Annotated in this window: 2 protein-coding genes; both read left to right on the top strand. The window is 75.6% G+C overall.

Translation table 11 applies throughout. From position 1 onward, the window contains the following. Positions 1 to 1,929 (top strand): HAMP domain-containing protein (locus ACJ73U_RS46305; protein WP_407784179.1); only part of this gene is annotated, 1,929 nt, incomplete at its 5' end. Beyond that, positions 1,929 to 2,639, top strand: a 711-nt coding sequence (gene pgsB, locus ACJ73U_RS46300; RefSeq protein ID WP_407784178.1) for a poly-gamma-glutamate synthase PgsB, incomplete at its 3' end; no start/stop codon positions are given. The genes ACJ73U_RS46305 and pgsB, both read left to right, overlap by 1 nt.

Here is a 2,639-nt window from a genome sequence, read left to right as displayed (position 1 = left end):
GCCGTGCTGGACGCCGGCACGCGGACCCTCGTCGCCGCCCGCGGCGAGCCCGTCCCGGTGCAGTCGCTCCCCACGACCGTGACCAGCACGGTCGTGACCCCGGTCGTCGGCGCCGACGGCGCGCTGCGGGTGGTCGTGGCCAGGGCGTTGCCCGACGCCAGGCTGCTCGTGGCCGCGCGCGGCAGCCGCCTGCCCGACGCGACCATGGGCGGTGACCTGCGGCAGACGCTGCTGCTCACCACGAGCGCCGGTCAGGTCATCGACTCCCGCGGCGACCGGCTCGCCGCGGGCGACGAGGACGTCAACCGGTTGGTCGGGCTGGCCAGTGCCGCCGCGGCGGCCGGCGAGGACGGGAACCTGACCGGACGGCCGGTCACCGGCCGCGGCGGCGACGTCGTACGGCCGGCGGTCGTGTACACGCCGGTGTCCTCCGCCCAGGTGACCGGCACGCTCGGCCTCGCCGTGGTGTCGGTGGTGCGCGCCCCGGTCATCGACGCGGGACCGCGCGGCAGCGGCGTCGTGCCGGCGCTCGCGCTCGGCGGCGTGGCCCTGTTCGGTTTCCTGCTCCTCCGGTGGGTGCTGGTCGCCCCCGTCCGGCGGCTGCGGGCGGACGCGCTGTCCATCGCCGACGGTCGGCTGACGACGACGCGCGTCCGGAGATCGCGGACGCGGGAAGTGGACCGGATCGCGGCCGCGTTGGCGCACTGCCGCGCCGAGCTGGGCGGCGAACCCGAACGCCCGGGCGGGCGGCGGCGTGGCCGGCTGGCCGGCTGGCTCGCGGTCGGGCTCACCTCCGTCGCCCTGCTCGGCTGGTCGGCCGGGGTGCTGCTGACCGTCGGCAGCCAGGACGTCGCCGTGCCCGACGCGGTGGTGGCCAGCATCCGCAACCAGACGACGGCCGCGACGGAGGCGCTGCGGCGCAGCCTCAACGACGGGCTCGCCGACCTGACGTCGTTCGCCACGCTCACCGGCGGCGACCGTCCCGTCGACGTGCGGTCGGGTCTCGACGACCTGATCGCCGGGCAGTCCCGGTACCGCAGCGTCTACCTGGTCGACGAGGTCGGCCGCGCCACGTCGGTGGCCGGGCGCCAGCCACTGCGCACGGCCGAGCCGCTGCCCGCCGAGCCGGGCCTGGACCTGCGGCGGGGCGGCGCCCCGGTGCCCGTGCTGTTCGCGTACGCGCCGCTGCCGGACGGCACGGCACTCGTCGGCGAGTTCGACCTGGACCACATCGCGCGGCTCCTCGGCCGCGCGCCGGGCTCGGTCCGGCTGGTCGACAACGGGCTGCGCACGATCGCGGCCACCGACGGCTTCATCGCCTTCGCCGACCTCAGCGCGGAGCTGCGGGACAGCGCCATCGAGTCCGGCGAGGGCCGTTCCGTCGCCAGGACGCAGGAGGGCACCGCCGGCAGGGCCGTCGTCGTGTCGGCGCCGGTGCGTGGCGGGGCGAGCGGCAGGCTGCGGTGGACCGTCGTCGCCGAGCAGCCGGTCACCGACCTCGCGCTGCCCGGCAGCGAGCTGCGGCGCCACGCGATCGTCGCCGCGCGGGTCGCCGCGCTCCTCGCGCTGCTGCTGTTCGGCTGGCAGTACCTGCTGCTGATCCGGCCGCTGCGCCGGGTGGCCGCGGCGGCCGACGAGATCGTGGCCGGCCGGTACCGGTCGGTGATCTACCCGCAGCACCAGGACCAGATCGGCACGATCGCCTCCTGCCTGGAGATCTGCCGCCAGGCGATGACCGACGGGGTGCGCCGGCTCGGCGGCGCTCGCCGGCCGACCGGTGCGGCGACCGACCCCACGGAGACGATCGCCGCCGTGCCGGCGGCGACCCCGACGCCGCCGCGGCGTACTCGCGACCAGCCCCCCCGCCCGCCCCCCCCCCCGTCCACCCCTCCGAGCCCGACCCGCTCCCCTGCCCGGCGAGGCCGCTGATGCTGTTCCTGTACTGCATCCTGGTGACCGGAAGCACGCTGCTGCTGGCCGCCGGCCTCGTCGAGCAGCGCCGCCACCTGGCCAACCTGAACCGGATCCCCCGCCGGATCATGATCAACGGGATCCGCGGCAAGAGCTCGATCACCCGGCTGTGCGCGGGTGCGCTGCGCGGCGGCGGGCTCGTGACCGTGGCGAAGACGACCGGCACCGCGGCCCGGTTCATCCACCCGGACGCCAGCGAGGAACCGGTCTACCGCAAGTTCGGGATCGCGAACGTGATCGAGCAGATCGGCATCGTCCGGCGGGCATCGGCGTACCGGCCGGACGCGCTGGTCATCGAGTGCATGGCGGTCATGCCGGACCTGCAGGCGATCAGCCAGGACAAGCTGGTCCGCTCGAACATCGGGGTGCTGTGCAACGTCCGGGAGGACCACCTCGCCGAGATGGGCCCGACCCTCGACGACGTCGCCCGGTCGCTGTCCAGGACGATGCCGGTCGACGGGATCTGCGTGACCGCGGAGCGGGAGCGGCTGCCCCTGCTCGAACGCGAGGCCGCGCGCCGGCGGTGCGAGCTGCTGGTCGTGCGGCCCGAGTCGGTCACCGACGAGGAGATGGCCGGGTTCAGCTGGATCACCTTCAAGGAGAACGTGGCCATCGCGCTCGCCGTCACCGAGCTGCTCGGCGTGAACAGGCAGTCCGCGTTCGACGGC

The organism is Actinophytocola sp., assembly GCF_045807065.1.
In the GTDB taxonomy this organism is placed as follows: Bacteria; Actinomycetota; Actinomycetes; order Mycobacteriales; family Pseudonocardiaceae; genus Actinophytocola.
This window is presented reverse-complemented; position numbering and strand designations above follow the sequence as displayed.